Source organism: Streptomyces durhamensis (genome assembly GCF_000725475.1).
In the GTDB taxonomy this organism is placed as follows: Bacteria; Actinomycetota; Actinomycetes; order Streptomycetales; family Streptomycetaceae; genus Streptomyces; species Streptomyces filipinensis.
The window spans coordinates 53,902-73,849 of record NZ_JNXR01000014.1; the positions used below are offsets into that span (position 1 = coordinate 53,902).

The following is a 19,948-nucleotide window of genomic DNA, read 5'->3' on the forward strand; positions in this document are numbered from 1 at the left end:
GCAGGCCGGAAGGCCGGAGCCCCGAGGAGCGAACTAGAACGAGAACCCCGCAGGGGGTTGAGTTCCAGTGGCCTATGGTGTAATTGGCAGCACGACTGATTCTGGTTCAGTTAGTCTTGGTTCGAGTCCAGGTAGGCCAGCTCGCAGAGCTCATCTGCAAAGCCCCCGTTGTGTAGCGGCCTAGCACGCTGCCCTCTCAAGGCAGTAGCGCCGGTTCGAATCCGGTCGGGGGTACTGATCCTTCCCGCGAGGACGGCCAGGGTAGCTCCCACCGTCGTCGATGCAGGATCGCTAGGGCCCCCGTTGTGTAGCGGCCTAGCACGCCGCCCTCTCAAGGCGGTAGCGCCGGTTCGAATCCGGTCGGGGGTACTGACTGGTCTAAACCATCATTGGTCTATGGTGTAATTGGCAGCACGACTGATTCTGGTTCAGTTAGTCTTGGTTCGAGTCCAGGTAGACCAGCTCGGACCTGCGGAAACGCAGTGTCCACGCCCCCGTTGTGTAGCGGCCTAGCACGCCGCCCTCTCAAGGCGGTAGCGCCGGTTCGAATCCGGTCGGGGGTACAAGAAGAAGGCCCTCCGCTTCGGCGGAGGGCCTTCGTCGTCCACGACGCCGCTACGCGAAGCCGTACCGCCGTGTCGTCTCCTCCTCCTGGGCCAGCCGGTGCAGCGCCTGCAGCAGCGGCTCGTTGAGGATCGCCCCCAGGACCGCGAACTCGATCCGCTCCGCCTCCGACGGGTGCGTCTCCATGTTGTCCAGGTCGAGGACGGCTGTCCGGTGCATCAACTCGGCGTACGGCGCGAGCTGTTCGACCCCCCAGTCGTAGCCGAGCCGGCGGAACGCGGCCACCGCCACCACCAGTGAGCGGTACGCGGGCGAGATGGCCGCGAGCAGCTTGGCGTTCTGCCAGCCGAGCCGGTCCAGCAGCGTGGCGACCTCCTGGTGCGCGGCCTGGACGTACTCGTCCTCCTCGTCCGGCTCCGGCACCTGCGGCAGGGCCCACAGCGACGCGCCCAGCCGCATCGAGCGGCCCAGGGAGTCGTCGTCCACGTGGCCGAGCACCTCGCGCACCTTGGCCACCGGCACCCGGCCCACCTGGATCATCGCCCGCACCAGCCGCAGCCGGCGCAGATGCTCCTCGTCGTACTCGGCCGTGGTGGCGTTGATCTGGCGGCCCGGCGGCAACAGCCCTTCGCGCAGGTAGTACTTGATCGTCGCGGTGGACACACCGCTGCGTCTGCTCAGTTCGGCGAGCCGCATGTCTTGCGCTCCTTCTCGGATAACGGCACTATCCAATCATCGGTACTCGGATAGTGACGCTCACCAACGAGGGGGACGTGGTCATGGTGTCCCGTACGACCGCCGACGCGAAGGGCGACGTCGTCGTCCTGCTGATCGGCATGCGCATCAACCGCTTCTGGGCCGTCCATCTGTGGCTGCCGGTGATGCTCGCGATGTTCCGCATGCTGCGCGAGCTGGAGAAGGACCCGGCGCGGGGCCTGCGCAGCCGGGTCATGCTGACGGCCTCTCCGCGCACGTACTACGTCGTGCAGTACTGGGAGTCCAAGGAGAAGCTGTACGCCTACGCGACCGCGCCGGACGCGTTCCACCACAAGGCCTGGGCACGGCTCAACCGCAAGGAGCGGACCGGGAAGCTGCGCGGGCAGGTCGGCATCTGGCACGAGTCGTACGTCGTGCCGGAGGGGTCGTACGAGGCGATCTACGGGGACATGCCGGCGTTCGGGCTGGCCGCCGCGCACGGGCAGGTCCCCCTGGAGAAGCGGGGGCGGTACGCGAAGGACCGGTTCTCCTACCGCTCGCAGCAGGAACCGGTGGCAGAGAAGACCGGCTGACCCGGGGGGACCGGGGGGGACCGGGGGAGCGAGGAGGGCCTGCCGCGGCGTCGGGGCAGGCCCTCCTCGGTGTTCCCGCGGGGTCAGCCCGAGCGGCGCAGGGCCTCGGAGAGGCGGGCCGCGGCGTCGATGACCGCCTGGGCGTGCATACGGCCAGGGTGGCGGGTCAGGCGCTCGATGGGGCCGGAGACGGACACGGCGGCCACCACGCGGTTGGAGGGGCCGCGTACGGGCGCGGAGACGGACGCGACGCCCGGCTCGCGCTCGCCGATGGACTGGGCCCAGCCGCGCCGCCGCACGCCCGACAGGGCCGTCGCCGTGAAGCGGGCGCCCTGCAGGCCGCGGTGCAGCCGCTCGGGCTCCTCCCAGGCCATGAGGATCTGTGCCGAGGAGCCGGCCTTCATCGTGAGCGTGGAGCCGACCGGGACGGTGTCCCGCAGGCCGGACAGGCGTTCCGCAGCGGCCACGCAGATCCGCATGTCACCCTGGCGCCGGTAGAGCTGTGCGCTCTCGCCGGTGACATCACGGAGGTGGGTGAGCACGGGGCCCGCCGTCGCGAGCAGGCGGTCCTCGCCCGCCGCCGCCGCGAGCTCCGCGAGGCGCGGGCCGAGAATGAAACGGCCCTGCATGTCGCGTGCCACCATGCGGTGGTGTTCCAAAGCCACGGCCAGGCGGTGAGCCGTGGGTCGTGCCAGTCCGGTGGCCCCGACCAGACCCGCGAGGGTGGCCGGACCGGACTCCAGAGCGCTCAGGACGAGGGCCGCCTTGTCCAGAACGCCGACGCCGCTACTGTTGTCCATGCAACGATACTCACGTCTCACTCTGTGAAACGCAAGTTCAATTTTCCGTGGAACGCGCCACCCTGGAATCACACAGCGGCCCACAGACCAACGGGGCCCGGTGGTGGACGCCCGGATTCACGACACCCGGGGCGCGGGCGTCTTCTCCTCAAGATCTCTAGTTGGGCCGGTGCACGCTTGCCGGCCGGAGGGAAAGCGATGGGTAGGACACTCGCGGAGAAGGTCTGGGACGACCACGTCGTCCGGCGCGCCGAGGGCGAGCCCGACCTCCTCTACATCGATCTGCACCTGCTGCACGAGGTGACCAGCCCGCAGGCCTTCGACGGGCTGCGCCAGAACGGCCGCCAGGTGCGCCGCCTCGACCTCACCATCGCCACCGAGGACCACAACACCCCGACCCTCGACATCGACAAGCCCATCGCGGACCCGGTCTCCCGCGCCCAGCTGGAGACGCTGCGCAAGAACTGCGCCGAGTTCGGGGTGCGGCTGCACCCGCTGGGCGACGTCGAACAGGGCGTCGTGCACGTCGTCGGCCCGCAGCTGGGTCTGACCCAGCCGGGCACGACCGTGGTCTGCGGTGACTCGCACACCTCCACGCACGGCGCGTTCGGCGCGCTGGCGTTCGGTATCGGCACCTCCCAGGTCGAGCACGTGCTGGCCACCCAGACGCTGCCGCTGGCCCGCCCGAAGACCATGGCCATCACGGTCGAGGGCGAGCTGCCCGAGGGCGTCACCGCCAAGGACCTGATCCTGGCGATCATCGCGAAGATCGGCACCGGCGGCGGCCAGGGCTACATCCTGGAGTACCGCGGCTCCGCCATCGAGAAGCTCTCGATGGAGGCCCGGATGACCATCTGCAACATGTCGATCGAGGCCGGTGCCCGCGCGGGCATGATCGCCCCCGACGAGACCACCTTCGAGTACCTCAAGGGCCGCCCGCACGCCCCCGAGGGCGCCGACTGGGACGCGGCGGTCGCGTACTGGAAGACCCTGAGGACCGACGAGGACGCCGTCTTCGACGCCGAGGTCGTCATCGACGCCGGCGCGCTGTCCCCGTTCGTCACCTGGGGCACCAACCCCGGCCAGGGCGCGCCGCTTTCGGCGGCCGTCCCCGACCCGGCTTCGTACGAAGACGCTTCGGAGCGCATCGCCGCCGAAAAGGCCCTGGAGTACATGGGGTTGGAGGCCGGCCAGCCGCTGCGCTCCATCAAGGTGGACACCGTCTTCGTAGGCTCCTGCACCAACGGACGCATCGAGGACCTGCGCGCCGCCGCGGATCTGCTGCGGGGCCGCAAAGTCGCCGACGGCGTACGGATGCTGGTCGTCCCGGGCTCCGCGCGGGTCGGTCTGCAGGCCGTCTCCGAGGGCCTGGACGTGGTCTTCAAGGAGGCCGGCGCCGAATGGCGGCACGCGGGCTGCTCGATGTGCCTCGGCATGAACCCCGACCAGCTGGCCCCGGGTGAGCGCTCCGCCTCGACCTCCAACCGCAACTTCGAGGGCCGGCAGGGCAAGGGCGGTCGTACGCACCTGGTGTCGCCGCAGGTCGCGGCGGCCACCGCCGTCCTGGGCCACCTGGCCTCCCCGGCCGACCTGACCGACGACCGCACGCCCGCTGGAGTCTGAGAATCATGGAAGCCTTCACCACCCACACCGGCCGGGCCGTCCCGCTGCGCCGCAGCAACGTCGACACCGACCAGATCATCCCTGCTCACTGGCTCAAGAAGGTGACCCGGGACGGCTTCGAGGACGGGCTGTTCGAGGCCTGGCGCAAGGACCCGGAGTTCGTGCTCAACCGCCCCGAGCGGCAGGGCGCCACGGTCCTGCTCGCCGGCCCCGACTTCGGCACCGGCTCGTCCCGTGAGCACGCCGTCTGGGCGCTGCAGAACTACGGCTTCAAGACCGTGATCTCCTCGCGTTTCGCGGACATCTTCCGGGGCAACTCGCTGAAGAACGGCCTGCTCACGGTCGTGCTGGACCAGAAGATCGTGGACGCGCTGTGGGAGCTGACGGAACAGGACCCCACTGCTGAGGTCACTGTGGACCTTGAGGCGCGTGAGGTTCGTGCCGAGGGCATCACCGCCTCCTTCGAGCTGGACGAGAACTCCCGCTGGCGGCTGCTGAACGGCCTGGACGACATCTCCATCACGCTGCAGAGCGCGGCCGACATCGCCGCCTACGAGGCCAAGCGGCCGTCCTACAAGCCGAGGACGCTCCAGGCCTGATCCGCTGCGCCGGACGGCCCGCGCGGTCGATATCCGGCCACCCCAACACCCCCTCCGTACCCCCGATCGCCACGATCGGGGGTACGGCCGTGTCCGGGCCGAAATCGCCGCGCGGGCTTCTTGCCCGGCTCTCAACTTCCCACGTTACGAAGGGTGTTGTACGGGTACGTGAGCGCAGGGGCCACGGCCTCCGTAAGTGCCTGGAAGGCCGTTTGAGGCGGCAGTTGCCCCCTGGGCAGGCGACAACTCGCCCCAGATGGCACAATCTGTGCATGGAACACGACGGCCAACTCCAGCTCTATACGGCGGTCGCGAACCAGCTCAAGGAAGCGCACGCAAGAGTGCGCGCACTGCAAGTCCCGGAGGGCGTACGGATGGCGCTGACCCGGAAGCTGCTGGTCATTACGACCGCGGCCAAGCACGATCTCGCCGCTGCGGCAAGGCGGCTCGAGCGGTTCAACGCGGACCTCGACGAGGGTCGGATCCCCGACGAGGACCACTGAACAGCCCGAGACCACCGATTCCGTTGCGGCACAAGGGTGATAAGCCCGTTTCGTGTTTGATTTGCGGTATATATCTGCCTAACGTGCGAAAAAGCTTGAACACTTTCGTTCTGGCGATGTCTCCGAAGGGGAAGACGTGAACAAGGCGCAGCTCGTAGAAGCGATTGCCGACAAGGTGGGTGGCCGCCAGCAGGCCGCCGAGGCTGTCGATCATGTCCTGGACGCCATCGTCCGCGCGGTCGTCGCGGGCGAGCGGGTCTCGGTCACCGGCTTCGGGTCCTTCGAGAAGGTGGACCGCCCCGCCCGCTACGCCCGCAACCCCCAGACGGGCGAGCGGGTTCGGGTCAAGAAGACCTCCGTGCCGCGCTTCCGCGCCGGTCAGGGCTTCAAGGACCTGGTGAGCGGCTCGAAGAAGCTGCCGCGCGGCGGCGAGGTCTCGGTCAAGAAGGCGCCGAAGGGCAGCCTGACCGGCGGCGCCGCGGCGACGGTCAAGAAGGCCGCCGCGAAGAAGACCACCAAGGCCGCCGCCGCGAAGAAGACGGCGGCGAAGAAGACGACCGCGAAGAAGACCACGGCCGTCGCGAAGAAGACCACGGCGAAGAAGACGACCGCCAAGAAGACCACCCCGGCCGCCAAGACCACCGCCGCGAAGAAGACCACCGCCAAGAAGGCCACGGCCAAGAAGGCCCCGGCGAAGAAGGTCACCGCGAAGAAGGCCCCGGCCAAGAAGTCGACGGCGCGCAAGACCACCGCGAAGAAGGCCACCGCCCGCAAGGCGACGTCGTAAGCACGCCAGGGCACGCCAGGGTACTTACGCGCCGGGCCGGACTCCCCAGGGAGCCCGGCCCGCGGCGTGTGTAAGGGCGGTTACAGGGTTTGGAGGGTTACGAGGGTGATGCGCAGGGTGTCGCCCCGGCCCTCGGTCTCGATCCGCACGCGCTGACCGGGCCGCAGCAGCCTGAGGCCTCCGGCGGTGAACGCGGCGGCGTCGAAGGGCAGCGGGGTGCCGTCGTCGAGGAGTACCTGCCCGGCGCGGGTTTCCGGGTCGTAGGTGTATGCGGTGGCTTGCATGGCATCAGCGTACTGATGCGGGGTTCGCCGTGGGGGCGGAGGCCGGCTGCGGGGCCGTCGTGGCCGTTCGCGCAGCTCCCCGCGCCCCTTCAGGGCGCTTCCGGCACCTCTTGGCGAGCGGCGCTCCCGACCTGCTCGGCCCCGGGCCGGGTGCGTTCAGGAGTCGGGGATCAGCAATCCGGCCGAAACGGCCGCCGTATACGGTCCGACCCCCAATGCCAGCGCCGCGCGCAAGTCATCCCCGGTGTCCACGTCCTGCCGTACCGAATCCACCCCCGCGAGCCGGAGTTCCTCCGCCCCGGACGCCCGGTGCCGGAAACGGGAATCGATACCGAACTCCGGCTGCAATTCCTCCTCCGGCCCCGCGGTCAGCAACGTCGTGCCCAGCTCGGCCGCATCCGCGAGAAACGCCCGGGAAAACTCCGCCGCCGCACCCAGGACGGCCGCCAGTTCCGCCGGCCGCAACGCCGGCAGATCGGCGTTCAGGGCCGCGACCGGTGTCCGCCGGCGCACGGCGCGGACGACGGCCGCGCCGTGCGTCAGCGCGGCGTTCAGACCGCTCGCCGGCGCGTCCGGGACGATCCGCGCGCCCAGCGCCGCCAGCTCACGGGCCGCCAGCTCGTCGTCCGTGACGACCGCCACATCCGCGACCGCCGTACAGGTCAGCGCCGCGGCCACCGTGTCCTGCGCGAACGCGAGCGCCAGCCCCGGCCGCACTCCGTCGGCGGCGGTGTCCGCCAGCCTGCTCTTGGCCCGCGTCAAGGGCTTCAGCGGGATCACCAAGCTCCACTGCACCGGCGTACCGTCCCTCTCTTGTCGCGATCATTGTCCTCGGGCCATCTGGCGCCACGGGTGGCGGGGCGTACGGTGTTCTCGACAGACCGGCAACTCGGGGCGACACTTGTCCGGCCCCGCCGGAGTGACTGCCCTAGAGGAAGGTGTCCTTGTGCCCCGCCGCAGAATCGGCTTCTGGTACCGCTTCGCCGCGGTGATCTGCAAACCGCCGCTGGTGGTTCTGATCAAGCGGGACTGGCGAGGAATGGAGCACATTCCGGCCGAGGGCGGATTTATCACCGTGGTGAACCACAATTCCCACGTGGACCCCTTCGCGTACGCGCACTATCAGTACAACACCGGACGGGTTCCGCGATTCCTGGCGAAGAGCGGACTTTTCAAGAAGGGATTCGTCGGCGCCGCCATGCGCGGCACCGGGCAGATCCCCGTCTACCGCGAGTCCACGGACGCGCTCAGCGCCTTCCGCGCCGCCATCGACGCGGTGGACCGCGGTGAGTGCGTCGCCTTCTACCCCGAGGGCACCCTCACCCGCGACCCGAACGGCTGGCCCATGACCGGCAAGACGGGCGCCGCCCGCGTCGCCCTGCAGACCAAGTGCCCGGTCATCCCGGTCGCGCAGTGGGGCGCCAACGAACTGCTGCCGCCGTACGCCAAGAAGCCCGACCTCTTCCCGCGCAAGACCCATCACGTGCTGGCCGGCCCGCCCGTGGACCTCTCGCGCTTCTACGGCAAGGAGATGACCCCGGACCTGCTCAAGGAGGCCACCGAGGTCATCATGGCGGCCATCACCCGCCTGCTGGAGGAGATCCGCGGCGAGAAGGCGCCCGAGACCCCCTACGACCCGCGCCGCGAGCGGATCGAACAGCGGCGCCGCACCCAGGCGCAGACGCAGCGCAAGGAACCCGAAGGGCAGGGCAAGTGAGCAAGGCGGTTAAGGCGGCGGTCATGGGCACCGGCTCATGGGGCACCGCCTTCGGCATGGTCCTCGCCGACGCGGGCTGTGACGTGACGTTGTGGGCCCGGCGCCCGGAGCTGGCCGAGGCGGTCAACTCCACCCGGACCAACCCCGACTACCTGCCCGGTGTCGAACTCCCGGAGAACCTGAGGGCCACCGCGGACCCGGCCGAGGCCCTGCGGGACGCGGACTTCACCGTCCTCGCCGTCCCCTCCCAGACCCTGCGCGCCAACCTGGCCGAGTGGACCCCGCTGCTCGCCCCGGGCACCGTCCTCGTGTCCCTGATGAAGGGCGTCGAACTCGGCTCCGCCATGCGGATGAGCGAGGTCGTCGAGGACGTCGCCAAGGTCGGTGCGGAGCGGATCGCGGTCGTCACCGGACCCAACCTGGCCCGCGAGATCGCCGCCCGCATGCCCGCCGCGGCCGTCGTCGCCTGCACCGACGAGGCCGTCGCCCAGCGCCTGCAGGCCGCCTGCCACACGCCGTACTTCCGGCCGTACACCAACACCGACGTCGTCGGCTGCGAACTGGGCGGCGCGGTCAAGAACGTCATCGGCCTCGCGGTCGGCATCGCCGACGGCATGGGGCTCGGCGACAACGCCAAGGGCTCGCTCATCACGCGGGGTCTCGCCGAGACCACCCGGCTCGGCATGGCGCTCGGCGCCGACCCGCTGACCTTCTCCGGACTCGCGGGCCTCGGCGACCTGGTGGCCACCTGCTCCTCGCCGCTGTCCCGCAACCACACCTTCGGCACCAACCTCGGCAAGGGCATGACCCTGCAGGAGACCATCGCGGTCACCAAGCAGACCGCCGAGGGCGTCAAGTCCTGCGAGTCGGTGGCGGATCTGGCCCGCCGGCACGGTGTGGAGATGCCCCTCACCGAGACGGTCGTGGACATCGTGCACGAGGGCAAGCCGCCGGTGGTCGCCCTCAAGGAGCTGATGTCGCGCAGCGCCAAGGCGGAGAGGCGCTGAACACCGCCCCGCGCGACGCTGAGCGACCGTTGGAGGGACGCTGAGTCACAGCGGCCCAGCGGGCGCTGACTCGGCGGATACCAGCGGGTACTCTCAACCCGATATGAGCACCGAGAACCTTCCCCAGAGCCCTGAGCAGCCGTCGCGCAAGCCCCGCGTGGCCGTCGTGTTCGGCGGGCGCAGCTCCGAACACGGGATCTCCGTGGTCACCGCCGGCGCCGTCCTCAAGGCCATCGACCGGACGAGGTACGACGTCCTGCCGATCGGCATCACCCGGGACGGCCGTTGGGCGCTGACGGCCGACGAGCCGGACCGGATGGCGATCACCGACCGCCGCACCCCCGAGGTCGCGGACCTCGCGGAGTCGCACGAGGGCGGCGTGGTGCTCCCCGTCGACCCCTCGAACCGCGAGGTCGTCTACAGCGAGCCCGGCTCGGTGCCCAAGGCGCTCGGCGAGGTCGACGTGGTCTTCCCGGTGCTCCACGGCCCCTACGGCGAGGACGGCACCCTGCAGGGCCTGCTGGAGCTGTCCGGGGTGCCCTACGTGGGCGCCGGTGTGCTCGCCTCGGCCGTCGGCCAGGACAAGGAGTACATGAAGCGGATCTTCACCTCCTACGGGCTCCAGGTCGGCCCCTACGTGGTGATCCGGCCCCGCGAGTGGGAGCAGGACGAGTCCGCAGCCCGCAGGAAGATCGTCGACTTCGCCGGTGAGCACGGCTGGCCGCTGTTCGTGAAGCCCGCGCGCGCGGGTTCGTCGATCGGCATCACCAAGGTCGACGACCTGTCCGGCCTGGACGAGGCGATCGCCACCGCGCAGGCCCACGACCCCAAGATCCTGGTCGAGGCCGCCGTACGGGGCCGCGAGATCGAGTGCGGCGTGCTGGAGTTCGAGGACGGGCCGCGCGCCTCCGTGCCGGCCGAGATCCCGCCGCCGGACGCGCACGCGTACTACGACTTCGAGGCCAAGTACATCGACTCCACGCCCGGCATCGTCCCGGCGCCGCTGACCGCGGAGCAGACCGCCGAGGTGCGGCGGCTCGCGGTCGAGGCGTTCGAGGCGGTCTCCTGCGAGGGCCTGGTCCGCGCGGACTTCTTCCTCACCGAGGACGGCGAGTTCGTGATCAACGAGGTCAACACCCTGCCCGGCTTCACGCCGATCTCGATGTACCCGCAGATGTGGCAGGCCAGCGGTGTCAGCTACCCGGAGCTGATCGACCGCCTGGTCCAGGCCGCGCTGCGCCGCTCGACCGGGCTTCGCTGAGCCGCCCGCCCGCTTTCCGCACGCTCATCTCATGGAGGCGATCCCCTGCGGGATCGCCTTCTTCACGGCCCCCGCGAGATCCGTGAGCACGGGTGTGCCCTCCTCCTGCGCGGACATCCCCTTGGGCAGGCTCACCTGCACATAGGCCGTGCGATTGGCCGTGGTGAACCGCCAGCCGCCGTCGCTCCGCTTCTCCATCAGCCAGTCGACGCCGTCGACCCCGCCCGCGATGGCGTCCGGGTCGCCGCCCTCGGCGACCTTGGGGTCGACCATCTTCGGCGGCCGTACGACACCGCAGCGCAGTATGATCGCCGGGTTTCCCCAGCCCGCCGTGTAGGCGGACCGGGGTCCGGGGTCGTTGCGGCTTCGTCCGTCGAGCTTGCGCGGCAGCACCCGGTGCAGATCCCGGCACACCCGCGCCGTCTTCGCGTCGGGGCTGGGAACCGCCACCGTGGCGCTGTCGTCTGCCGATGAGCAGCCCGCGACCGCGATCAGCAGCGCGGGCGCGAGCAGGCCGAGGGGCCGGTGACGGAAAATGTTCACCGGCCAAGGGTAGACGGGGGCTACAGATGCACGACCGGACAGGTCAGGGTGCGGGTGATGCCGTCCACTTGCTGGACCTTGGCGACCACCATGCGACCGAGGTCGTCGACCGTGTCGGCCTGGGCACGGACAATGACGTCGTACGGTCCCGTCACGTCCTCGGCCTGGAGCACTCCAGGGATCTTGCTGATCGTCTCGGCGACGGTCGACGCCTTGCCGACCTCCGTCTGGATCAGGATGTACGCCTGTACCACGGAACCTCCAGAGCGGCCACGAGGATCATGTGGGGGAAAGGAACGCCACGGTATCGCGTTGCCGCTCCCCGCGGGGAGACCTGCGGGAACCGGGCTTGCGCGCCAGGGTGCAGGCACGACGGAAGTTGACGGTCACCTGACCGTATCGGCGGTCCTTCGGACCGTGTCGACGGTCACCTCGACCGTATCGGGGACACTGATGACGCGCGAGTGGGCACGGCATGGCAGAGAAGGGGAGCAAGGGAAATGAAGGGCACTGTTGGTGAGCTCGGGGAGTTCGGGCTCATCAGGGAGCTCACCTCCCGTCTCACCACCACCCCGGCGGTCCGGGTCGGCCCCGGCGACGACGCCGCGGTGGTCGCCGCGCCCGACCGGCGGGTGGTGGCGAGCACCGACATCCTGCTGGAGGGACGGCACTTCCGCCGCGACTGGTCCACGGCGTACGACGTCGGGCGCAAGGCGGCGGCGCAGAACCTCGCCGACATCGCCGCGATGGGCGCCGTACCGACCGCCCTGCTGCTCGGCCTGGTCGTGCCGGCCGAGCTGCCGGTGACCTGGCCGAGCGAGCTGATGGACGGCCTGCGCGACGAGTGCCAGGTCGCGGGCGCCTCCGTGGTCGGCGGCGACGTCGTACGCGGCGACACGATCATGGTGTCGATCACCGCGCTCGGCGATCTGCGCAACCAGGAGCCCGTCACACGCGCGGGCGCCCAGCCCGGCGACCTCGTGGCCGTCACCGGCTGGCTGGGCTGGTCCGCGGCCGGCTACGCGGTCCTCTCCCGCGGCTTCCGCTCTCCGCGGGCCTTCGTGGAGGCCCACCGGCGTCCCGAGCCGCCGTACCACGCGGGCCCGGCCGCCGCCGCGCTCGGCGCGACCGCGATGTGCGACGTGAGCGACGGGCTGATCGCCGACCTCGGGCACATCGCCGAGGCCAGCAAGGTCCGCATCGACATCCGCTCCGGCGCGATCGACATCCCCACGCAGATGAACGACATCGGGCAGGCCGTCGGCGTCGACCCGATGCAGTGGGTGCTGACCGGGGGAGAGGACCACGCGATCGTGGCGACCTTCCCGCCGGACGCCAAGCTCCCGGCCCGCTGGAAGGTCATCGGTGAGGTCCTCAACCCCTCCGCGCTGCCCCAGGTGACCGTCGACGGGGCGCCCTGGACCAGCAAGGGCGGCTGGGACCACTTCGGGGACATGGAGTCATGATCCCGCGCGTCCTGACCGTCGCCGGCTCCGACTCCGGCGGCGGCGCCGGCATCCAGGCCGACCTGAAGACGATGCTCGCGCTCGGCGTGCACGGGATGAGCGTGATCACGGCGGTGACCGCGCAGAACTCCCTGGGTGTGCAGGGCGCGTGGGAGCTGCCCGTGGAGGCGGTCCGGGCGCAGTACCGCAGCGTCGTGGACGACATCGGCGTACAGGCCGTGAAGACCGGCATGCTGGCCTCGGCGGAACTGGTCGAGGCGGTCGCCGAGTTGATCTCCGGCACGGACGCCCCGGCCGTGGTGGACCCGGTGGGCGTCTCCAAGCACGGCGACCCGCTGCTGGCCGCCACCGCCCTGGAATCGGTCCGCACCCGGCTGCTGCCGGTGGCGACCGTGGCCACCCCGAACCTCGACGAGGTGGCCCAACTCACCGGGGTGCGGGTCGAGTCCGAGGACGACCTGCGGCAGGCGGCGGCCGCCGTGCTGGCGTACGGGCCGCGATGGGTGCTGATCAAGGGCGGGCATCTGCCCGGAGACGCCCTGGACCTGCTGACGGACGGCTCGGCGGAACACTGGCTGCGGGCCCCGCGCCACGACAACCGGCACACGCACGGCACCGGCTGCACCCTGGCGTCGGCGATCGCGTCGGGCCTGGCCAGGGGCCTGGCCGTGCCGGAGGCGGTCAGGGAGGCCAAGGAGTACGTCACCGGCGCGATCGCCGCCGGATTCCGGCTCGGCGCCGGGATCGGGCCGGTGGACCACGGATGGGCCCTGCGCCGGCCTCACGCCGGGTAGTGCCGCAGCTCGATGTCCGTGGCCGCCTTCTCGGTGAGCCGCTTGAAGAAGCCGGCCAGCAGCCGTGAGCTGAGCAGCCTGTACATCCGGTCGCGGCTGCGGATGCGCCGCTCGGTGGGCGGCGCGAAGAACGGGCCCGCGTTGCCGGAGATCTTCTGGCAGCCCTTGGCGAAGCCCGTGATCCGGCTCTCGTACTCGGCGAAGGCCCTGCGGTGGTCGCCGCCCGCGAGGGCGAGTTCACCGGCCAGCACATACGCGCCGACGATCGCCGCACCGGTGCCCATCCCGCCCATGGTGGCGCCGTACCCGGCGTCCCCGAGCAGCACCACCCTCCCCTCGGCCAGCCGGTCGACGTGGATCTGCGCGATGGCGTCGAAATACAGGTCGTCGGCGTCCTGGAGCGCCTTGAGGACGTGCGGGGTCTCCCAGGCCATGCCCGCGAACCGGTCGGCGAGGATCCGCTTCTGCGCGGCCGTGTCCCGCCGGTCGTACGCCAGCGGCTCGGACCGGAACACCAGCAGGGCCCCGGCCCACGCCGGGTCGCCGTCGTAGTTGCTGAGGGAGACACAGCGTCCGGGTTCGCTGTACAGCAGGCCGCTGCGGTCGAGGCCCAGATGGTTCGGCACCCGGAAGCCCGCCACGTAGTGGTCGAAGAACCGCAGATAGCGGGACTCGTCCCCGAAGGCCAGACGGCGGGTGTTCGAGTGCAGACCGTCGGCGCCGACGACCAGGTCGAACCGGCGGGGCGCGCCGCGCTCGAAGGTGACCTCGACCCCGTCCGGGGTCTCGGTGAGCGCCGCGATCGAGTCTCCGAAGACGTACTCGACCAGGTCCTGGGTGCGCTCGTACATGATCCGGGCCAGCTCGCCGCGGAAGATCTCCACGTCGCCGCTCATCATCTCGGCCGGCAGGTCCACGCGCGGGCTGCCGTCGGCGTCCACGACGCGCTGCCGGCCCATGTGCGTCTGACGGGCGTGGATCTCCTCCCAGATGCCCATTTCGGTGAGCACCGTGCGGTGGACGTGGCCGCGGAAGTCGACGGCGAAGCCGCCGCCGCGCAGGGCGGGCGCCCGCTCGACGACGGTGACACGGGCGCCGTGGCGGGCGAGGTTCAGGGCGAGGGCGGGTCCGGCGACGCTGGCGCCGGAGACGAGGACGTGGAGGTGGCCGAGGCGGCCTCGGGTGTGCGTCATGGCGGACAGCCTCCGGGGCGGCGCTGACCGTCTGCCTACCGTTCGCTGACCGCCGCCGACCGCAGCCGCCGGCCCCGCTCGAAGGCCGCGTCGTAGGCCGTCGGGGCCAGTCGCGCGCGCACCTCCCGCTCCGTGCGTACGACGTCGGGGTCGCCCTCGGGCACGGCGCCCCGCAGACCGGCGCCCGCGCCGAGCAGGACGGCCGCCCGCTCGGCGGTTTCGGCGACGGACGCCAGCGCCTCCGCCGCCTCGGCGAGTTCCAGCACGCCGGGGCCGTCGGCGGCCAGCGCGGCGGCCTGCCCGAACCAGTCACGCGCCTCCTCGGGGCGCCCCTCGGCGGCGGCCGTGCGCCCCAGGCCGATGAGGATCCGCGCGGTCTCGCTCGCGCTGAACCAGTTCGCGGCACACCTCTGGAGCGCCTCTTCGTAGTGCACACGCGCGCGTGCGGTGTCCCCCGACAGCCGGGCGGCGTCACCGAGGCCCCGCCGGGCGGCGGCCACCTTGTCGGGCGCGCCGGTCGAGCGGGCCAGGGCCGCCGATCGCTCGAAGTGCGCGACCGCGTCCTCGACGTCACCGCGGTGCAGCAGCAGGGTCGCCCGGGTGCGCAGCAGGTCCGCGGTCTCCTCCGGCGCCTGGAGCTCCCGGACGTGCGCCAGGCCCTCGTCCAGCAGTGTCAGGGCGCGCTCGTGGTCGCCCCGCCCGGCGGCGAAGGCGCCCAGCGGATCCAGGCAGTTGGCCATCCCCCAGCGGTCACCGGTCGCCCGGAAGCCCTCCAGGGCACGCGTGAAGGCGGCCTCCGCGTCGGCGGGACGCCCCGAGAACTGCGCCTGGTAGGCGATCCCCACATCCAGCAGCGCGCGCCCCCACGGGTCGTCGCCGGCCCGGACGGCGCGCAGCTTCTCGTCGTCGGAGAACAGCGGGCCGCCGGTCAGCGCCCAGAGCGCCATCGTGAACGGCAGCCGCAGCGGCGCGTCCAGCGCGCGCATGAGCTCGGCCACGCGCGCGATGCGGCCGGGTTCGGCGGGGTCGTCGCCGCGTCCGGTGATCGTGTTCATCATGCACAGGGCGTACTCCTCGGTCAGCCCCTCAGGCGGTTCGTCGCCGACGGCCGCCAGCAGGGCACGGGCCGACGGCACCTGTTCGCCGTGCAGCCCGCGCAGCCGCCAGAACCAGGACAGCGCCGCCATCAGGCGCAGCGCGTCCGAGGTGTTGCCGCGCGTGAGGTGGCGCAGGGCCGCGTCCAGGTCGGCGTGCTCGGCGGCCAGCCGGGCCAGCCACGGCAGTTGTCCGCCGCCGCGCAGGAACGGCTCCGCGCGCTCGGCCAGGCCCAGGTAGTGGGCGGCGTGCGCGTCCCGCAGCGACGAGCCGCCGGTGACGTGCTCGGCGGCGAAGGCGCGGATGGTCTCCAGCATCCGGTACCGCCCCCCGGACACCTCCAGGAAGGACTTCTCCACCAGCGACACCAGCAGGTCCTCCGGATACGGCACCCCGCACACGGCCTCCACCGCGTCCACCGTGGCGCCGCCGGAGAACACGGTCAGCCGCCCGGCCAGCTCCCGTTCCTCCGCGTCCAGCAGGTCCCAGCTCCACTCCACGACGGCCCGCAGCGTGCGATGCCGGGGCGCCTTGGTGCGGTCGCCGCGGGACAGCAGCCGGAAGCGGTCGTCCAAGCGGTCGGCCAGCTCCTGCGGGTCCAGCGTGCGCAGCCGGGCCGCGGCCAGCTCGATGGCCAGCGGCAGCCCGTCCAGGGCCCGGCAGATGTCCGCCACGCGCGGGTGTCCGTCGAATCCGGGGCGCACCGCCCGGGCACGTTCGAGGAACAGCCGCCCGGCCGGCTCCGGCGCGAGTGCCGGCACCGGCACCAGCACCTCCCCGGTGATGCCGAGGGCCTCCCGGCTGGTGGCGAGGACGCGCACCCCGGGACAGCGGCCGAGCAGCAACGCGGCGACCCGGGCCGCGTCCTCCACCAGGTGTTCGCAGTTGTCCAGCACGAGCAGCAGTTCCCGGTCCTCCAGCGCCGCCAGCAGCCGCCCGGAGACGTCCGTCGTGGCGTTGCGCAGGCCCTCCCGGATCCCGAGGGCCGCGAGGATCGCGTACGGGATCCGGGTGCCGTCGGTGAGCGGGGCCAGCTCGACGAGGTACGCGTCCGCGCGGGCGCGCGCGGCCTCGATCGCCAGCCGGGTCTTGCCCGCCCCGCCGGGACCGGTCAGCGTGACCAGGCGCACGTCGGCGAGCAGCGCGGGGATCCGGGCCAGTTCGGCGTCCCGGCCGACGAAGCGGGTCAGCTGCGCCGGGAGCCGGGGCCGCGAGCGCCCGGGCGCCGCGCCCCGCAGCAGCTCCAGATGCAGGGCCGCCAGCTCGGGCGAGGGATCGGCGCCCAGTTCGTCGGCGAGCGTGCGCCGGGCCTCCTCGTACACGGCGAGCGCCTCGGCGGGCCGCCCGCCCGCGTGCAGGGCCCGCATCAGCTGCCCGTACAGCCGCTCGCTCAGCGGGTGCGTGGCGAGCAGCGAGCGCAGCTCGGGTATGAGTTCCGGGCCGCCGTCCGAGGCGAGGTCGGCCTCGATCCGGTCCTGGACGGCGGCCAGCCGCAGCTCCTCCAGGCGGGCGGTGTCGGCGTGGGAGCCCGGGAGGTCGGGCAGCGCGGGGCCCCGCCACAGGGCGAGCGCCGTGCGCAGCCGGTCCGCGGCGCCCCGGAAGTCGCCGGCCGCGAGGGCCTCGCGGCCCTCCCGGGCCAGCCGCTCGAAGCGGTGGGCGTCGACGTGGTCGGCGGGGACCCCGATCCGGTAACCGGCGGGGCCCGCCTCGATCCGGGTGTGCGGGGCCAGCCGCCTGCGCAGCCGGGAGATCTGCGACTGCAGGGCGCCCGCCGCGTCGGCGGGCGGCTCGGCGCCGTACAGACCGTCGGTGAGCCGTTCCGTGGCGACCGGGCGGCCGGCGTCCAGGAGCAGCAGCGTGAGCAGGGCGCGGGGGCGGGGACCGCCGGGGTCGATCGGGTCGCCGTCATCGGTACGGATGTCCAGCGGGCCCAGGATGCCGAAGCGCATTCCCCGGATTCTGGCAGGCGGCCAGGGGTCCTGGGTACGGCCGGGGGACGGAGTCCGGGTACGGCAAAAAGCCGGCCCACCCTGAGGTGGACCGGCTCAGTGCAGCGAACCAGGCAGTGGCCGCGCGCTCAGCTGTAGCGTCAGCGCGAGACCTTGCCGGCCTTGATGCACGAGGTGCAAGCGTTCACGCGCTTCGGCGTCCCGCCGACCACGGTACGCACACGCTGGATGTTCGGGTTCCAGCGGCGGGACGTACGGCGGTGCGAGTGCGAGATGTTGTTGCCGAAGCCCGGCCCCTTGCCGCAGACGTCGCAGTTGGCAGCCACGGGTCACTCCAAAGACTTCAGATGCACTTACGGTTAATCCCGGCATGCCGGGATCGAGATCGTACGACCTGAGATCTGAGTGGCGTTGCCAGGGGAACGGCCCGATACAGGATCGGGCAACCGGAGCAGCATACAACGGCTGCGTCCGTACAAGGAAACTACCATGGCAGTTCAGGGCCCCGCTCCCGGCCCTCTTCCGGTGGACACGGTCCCGGGGTCTACGCTGCGTCCCACGTCCAGCTCAGGGAGGCGCAGGTGGCGCAGGTGCCGCAGACATTCTTCGATGCTCTCGCGGTGCGCACCTGGTGCGGTCTGGCGCTCAGAGCGCTGGGACGCGCGCGCGAGGAGATCGACGCGATCAACGTCTATCCGGTGGCCGACGGCGACACCGGGACGAATCTGTACTTCACCCTGGAATCGGCGGCGACGGCCGTGGAGGCGGTGTTCTCCGGGTACGGGACGGGCGCCGGGGAGCCCTCCCTGGCGGACGCGGTGCACGCGATGGCCCACGGGGCGCTCATCGGGGCCCGCGGCAACTCCGGGACGATCCTGGCGCAGCTGCTGCGGGGCATGGCGCAGGTGCTCGCGGACGACCGCGGAGGTGAGACGGCTCACGTCGGCGGCGCGGGGCTGCGGCTGGCGCTCAGGCGGGCCGCCGACTCCGCCCGGCAGGCCGTGGCCCACCCCGTCGAGGGCACGGTCCTGACGGTCGCCTCGGCCGCCGCCGATGCCGCCGAGGGGGCGGAGGGCGACTGCGGGACGGTCGCGCGGGCGGCCTACGAGGGTGCCCGGACGGCCCTCGCGGCCACCCCCGGCCAGCTGGCCGTGCTCGGCCGGGCCGGGGTGGTCGACGCGGGCGGACGCGGTCTCGTGGCGGTGCTCGGGGCACTGGTGGAGGCGTTCACGGGGGAGGCGGTGCGGGAGGCTCCGGCAGGGCGGGAGGTTCCGGTGGCACCGGAGGGCCTGGGGGCGGGACAGGCCGCGCCGGTGCGGGAGGTCTGGCGGGTCTCGGACACGGGCGGGCCCGGGGGCGTCGGCGGGGCCGCCGCGGACGGCCCCGGGACCGCGGGCGGCGCCGGGGCCATGGGCGGTGCTCATGAGGGGCACGCATGCGTGGCGGCCGTTTCCGATGCCGGGCCGTCCTCCACCGGGCCGTCCGCGATCCCGGCGCCCTCCGCCGGGCCGTGCGCCGACGGCTCCCAGGCCCTCGGGCCCGCCTACGAGGTGATCTACCTCCTGGAAGCCGACGACACGGCCGTGGCCCGGCTCCGGCAACGCCTCGACGCCCTCGGCGACTCCCTGGTCGTGGTCGGCGGCGACGGGCTGTGGAACGTCCATGTGCACGTCGACGACGCCGGCGCCGCGGTGGAGGCCGGCGTGGAGGCCGGGCGGCCGTACCGGATCCGGATCACCCACTTCGGCCTCGGGGACGTGCACACCGGCGGCGAGCGGTCCCCGCGCGAGCGGGCCCAGCGGGCCGTCGTCGCCGTCGTCCCCGGCGAGGGCCTGGCCGGGCTCTACACCGAGGCGGGCGCGACCACCGTTCTCGCGCGGCCGGGGGAGCCGCCGGCCGGCGGGGAGCTGGTGGAGGCGGTACGGCGGGCCCACGCGCGCGAGGTCGTCCTGCTGCCCAACGACGCCGAGCTGCGCCACACGGCCGCCGTGGCCGTCGAGCAGGCCCGCGCCGAGGGCATCCGTGTGGCCCTGATCCCGACCCGCTCGGCGGTCCAGGGCATCGCCGCGCTCGCCGTGCACGAGCCGCAGCGCCGGTTCGACGAGGACGTCGTCCAGATGACCGCGGCGGCGGGCGCCACCCGGTACGCCGAGGTCGTCGTCGCCGAACGCCAGTCCTGGACGACGGCCGGGATCTGCCAGGCCGGGGACGTGCTCGGGCTGATCGACGGTGACGTGGCGGTGATCGGCCCCGACGTCGCCGCCACCGCCGCGACCGTCCTGGACCGCATGCTCCAGGCCGGCGGCGAGCTGGTCACCCTCGTCGTCGGCGACGACGCCCCCGAGAGCGTCGCCGACCATCTGGAGACCCGGGTACGGGAGTCCTACCTCGCCGTGGACACCGTGGTGTACCGGGGCGGCCGGCAGGGGGCCCTGCTGCTCATCGGCGTCGAGTGACCCACCGGCGCACTCCCC

20 protein-coding genes and 5 tRNA genes are annotated in these 19,948 nt (G+C 72.1%); 16 read left to right on the plus strand and 9 right to left on the minus strand.

Translation table 11 applies throughout. The features are described 5' to 3' along the window. The first annotated feature begins 68 nt into the window (after positions 1-68). The 5 genes from IO33_RS0120950 (at position 69) to IO33_RS0120970 (ending at position 563) form a co-directional block, all read left to right on the plus strand. Positions 69-140 (plus strand) — tRNA-Gln (locus IO33_RS0120950). A gap of 21 nt (positions 141-161) precedes the next feature. Then, positions 162-234: transfer RNA gene (locus IO33_RS0120955), tRNA-Glu, on the plus strand. A 62-nt stretch (positions 235-296) separates the two neighbouring features. Further along, positions 297-369: transfer RNA gene (locus IO33_RS0120960), tRNA-Glu, on the plus strand. A gap of 21 nt (positions 370-390) precedes the next feature. After that, positions 391-462, plus strand: a tRNA-Gln gene (locus tag IO33_RS0120965). A gap of 28 nt (positions 463-490) precedes the next feature. Then, positions 491-563: transfer RNA gene (locus IO33_RS0120970), tRNA-Glu, on the plus strand. A gap of 52 nt (positions 564-615) precedes the next feature. Here IO33_RS0120970 and IO33_RS0120975 read toward each other — a convergent pair. Continuing rightward, positions 616-1,260, minus strand: coding sequence for a MerR family transcriptional regulator (locus IO33_RS0120975; RefSeq protein WP_031167206.1), 645 nt, complete (start codon positions 1,258-1,260; stop codon positions 616-618). Between the two features lie 83 nt (positions 1,261-1,343). Here IO33_RS0120975 and IO33_RS0120980 point away from each other — a divergent pair, with 83 nt between their 5' ends. Then, positions 1,344-1,853: a DUF4188 domain-containing protein gene (locus IO33_RS0120980; protein ID WP_031167208.1), complete on the plus strand. Its 510-nt coding sequence runs from the start codon at positions 1,344-1,346 to the stop codon at positions 1,851-1,853. Positions 1,854-1,936: 83 nt separating this feature from the next. On the opposite strand, the gene ndgR is transcribed toward IO33_RS0120980, so the two are convergent. Further along, entirely contained in the window at positions 1,937-2,653 is a 717-nt protein-coding gene (gene ndgR, locus IO33_RS0120985) for an IclR family transcriptional regulator NdgR (RefSeq protein WP_009320373.1), read from the minus strand. Positions 2,654-2,851: 198 nt separating this feature from the next. Between ndgR and leuC the strand changes: the two genes are divergently transcribed. The 4 genes from leuC to IO33_RS0121005 all read left to right on the plus strand — a co-directional run bounded on the left by leuC (position 2,852) and on the right by IO33_RS0121005 (position 6,165). Beyond that, the gene (gene leuC / locus IO33_RS0120990) at positions 2,852-4,276 is read left to right on the plus strand and encodes a 3-isopropylmalate dehydratase large subunit (RefSeq protein WP_031167212.1); all 1,425 of its coding nucleotides are present in this window, start codon (positions 2,852-2,854) and stop codon (positions 4,274-4,276) included. A gap of 5 nt (positions 4,277-4,281) precedes the next feature. Continuing rightward, entirely contained in the window at positions 4,282-4,875 is a 594-nt protein-coding gene (gene leuD / locus IO33_RS0120995) for a 3-isopropylmalate dehydratase small subunit (protein WP_031167214.1), read from the plus strand. A 272-nt stretch (positions 4,876-5,147) separates the two neighbouring features. Next, positions 5,148-5,378 (plus strand): SCO5555 family protein, encoded by a 231-nt coding sequence (locus tag IO33_RS0121000; RefSeq protein WP_031167216.1) that lies wholly within the window; start codon positions 5,148-5,150, stop codon positions 5,376-5,378. 136 nt (positions 5,379-5,514) lie between these two features. Next, a complete protein-coding gene (locus tag IO33_RS0121005; protein WP_031167218.1) occupies positions 5,515-6,165 on the plus strand; it encodes an HU family DNA-binding protein in 651 nt (216 codons plus the stop codon). Between the two features lie 80 nt (positions 6,166-6,245). On the opposite strand, the gene IO33_RS0121010 is transcribed toward IO33_RS0121005, so the two are convergent. Continuing rightward, positions 6,246-6,449: a hypothetical protein gene (locus IO33_RS0121010; protein ID WP_031167220.1), complete on the minus strand. Its 204-nt coding sequence runs from the start codon at positions 6,447-6,449 to the stop codon at positions 6,246-6,248. A gap of 156 nt (positions 6,450-6,605) precedes the next feature. Continuing rightward, a complete protein-coding gene (gene cofC, locus IO33_RS0121015) occupies positions 6,606-7,244 on the minus strand; it encodes a 2-phospho-L-lactate guanylyltransferase (RefSeq protein WP_031167222.1) in 639 nt (212 codons plus the stop codon). Positions 7,245-7,395: 151 nt separating this feature from the next. On the opposite strand from cofC, the gene IO33_RS0121020 reads away from it, so the two are divergent. From IO33_RS0121020 to IO33_RS0121030, 3 genes are all read left to right on the plus strand, one after another. Further along, complete coding sequence (locus IO33_RS0121020; RefSeq protein WP_031167223.1) at positions 7,396-8,166, plus strand: lysophospholipid acyltransferase family protein; 771 nt, start codon at positions 7,396-7,398, stop codon at positions 8,164-8,166. Next, positions 8,163-9,173 (plus strand): NAD(P)H-dependent glycerol-3-phosphate dehydrogenase, encoded by a 1,011-nt coding sequence (locus tag IO33_RS0121025; protein ID WP_031167224.1) that lies wholly within the window; start codon positions 8,163-8,165, stop codon positions 9,171-9,173. The genes IO33_RS0121020 and IO33_RS0121025 overlap by 4 nt, the downstream gene beginning before the upstream one ends. A gap of 103 nt (positions 9,174-9,276) precedes the next feature. Further along, on the plus strand, positions 9,277-10,434 hold the full coding sequence (locus IO33_RS0121030) for a D-alanine--D-alanine ligase family protein (protein WP_031167226.1): 1,158 nt from the start codon (positions 9,277-9,279) through the stop codon (positions 10,432-10,434). 24 nt (positions 10,435-10,458) lie between these two features. Here the strand turns inward: IO33_RS0121030 and IO33_RS0121035 are convergent, their stop codons facing one another. Next, complete coding sequence (locus IO33_RS0121035) at positions 10,459-10,977, minus strand: DUF3515 domain-containing protein (protein ID WP_031167228.1); 519 nt, start codon at positions 10,975-10,977, stop codon at positions 10,459-10,461. A 20-nt stretch (positions 10,978-10,997) separates the two neighbouring features. After that, positions 10,998-11,231 carry an Lrp/AsnC family transcriptional regulator gene (locus tag IO33_RS0121040; RefSeq protein ID WP_003993216.1) on the minus strand — a complete coding sequence of 78 codons (234 nt, stop codon included), beginning with the start codon at positions 11,229-11,231 and terminating at the stop codon, positions 10,998-11,000. Positions 11,232-11,477: 246 nt separating this feature from the next. On the opposite strand from IO33_RS0121040, the gene IO33_RS0121045 reads away from it, so the two are divergent. Continuing rightward, on the plus strand, positions 11,478-12,443 hold the full coding sequence (locus tag IO33_RS0121045; RefSeq protein WP_031167230.1) for a thiamine-phosphate kinase: 966 nt from the start codon (positions 11,478-11,480) through the stop codon (positions 12,441-12,443). Continuing rightward, positions 12,440-13,237 carry a bifunctional hydroxymethylpyrimidine kinase/phosphomethylpyrimidine kinase gene (thiD, locus tag IO33_RS0121050; protein WP_031167233.1) on the plus strand — a complete coding sequence of 266 codons (798 nt, stop codon included), beginning with the start codon at positions 12,440-12,442 and terminating at the stop codon, positions 13,235-13,237. The genes IO33_RS0121045 and thiD overlap by 4 nt, the downstream gene beginning before the upstream one ends. On the opposite strand, the gene IO33_RS0121055 is transcribed toward thiD, so the two are convergent. The 3 genes from IO33_RS0121055 to rpmB all read right to left on the minus strand — a co-directional run bounded on the left by IO33_RS0121055 (position 13,225) and on the right by rpmB (position 17,800). After that, on the minus strand, positions 13,225-14,430 hold the full coding sequence (locus tag IO33_RS0121055) for an FAD-dependent monooxygenase (protein WP_031167235.1): 1,206 nt from the start codon (positions 14,428-14,430) through the stop codon (positions 13,225-13,227). The genes thiD and IO33_RS0121055 overlap by 13 nt on opposite strands. A 35-nt stretch (positions 14,431-14,465) precedes the next feature. Continuing rightward, entirely contained in the window at positions 14,466-17,474 is a 3,009-nt protein-coding gene (locus IO33_RS0121060; protein WP_031167237.1) for an ATP-binding protein, read from the minus strand. Between the two features lie 140 nt (positions 17,475-17,614). Then, positions 17,615-17,800 (minus strand): 50S ribosomal protein L28, encoded by a 186-nt coding sequence (gene rpmB, locus IO33_RS0121065; protein WP_003993230.1) that lies wholly within the window; start codon positions 17,798-17,800, stop codon positions 17,615-17,617. A 255-nt stretch (positions 17,801-18,055) separates the two neighbouring features. Between rpmB and IO33_RS0121070 the strand changes: the two genes are divergently transcribed. Continuing rightward, complete coding sequence (locus IO33_RS0121070; protein WP_031167239.1) at positions 18,056-19,930, plus strand: DAK2 domain-containing protein; 1,875 nt, start codon at positions 18,056-18,058, stop codon at positions 19,928-19,930. Positions 19,931-19,948 lie beyond the last annotated feature (18 nt).